Consider the following 223-nt stretch of genomic DNA (forward strand, 5'->3'; position numbering starts at 1 on the left):
TACGGATAGGGCCTGTTCGCGTTGGCCTAGTGCCGCCAGCAGGGTGCCGAGGTTGTTCAACGACATGGCGAGATCGGGCAGGTAGGCGTCGGGGTTGGCTTCAGCTAGGCGGCGCCGGATGAGGACAGCTTCCTCCGCTGGGGCTAAGGCCTGCTCCCGCCGGCCCAGCCCTGACAGAAAGGCACCGAGGTTGCTCAACGACATGGCGAGGCCGGGTAGGTAG

The 223-nt window shown here is 65.9% G+C and carries 1 protein-coding gene; it reads right to left on the reverse strand.

Going from position 1 to position 223, the window contains the following annotated elements:
* Positions 1-204 (reverse strand): tetratricopeptide repeat protein (locus ACFT41_RS23435; protein ID WP_377613981.1); only part of this gene is annotated, 204 nt, incomplete at its 3' end.
* Between the last annotated feature and the right edge of the window lie 19 nt (positions 205-223).

Source organism: Micromonospora sp. NPDC057141 (genome assembly GCF_042670805.1).
Taxonomy (GTDB): Bacteria; Actinomycetota; Actinomycetes; order Mycobacteriales; family Micromonosporaceae; genus Micromonospora.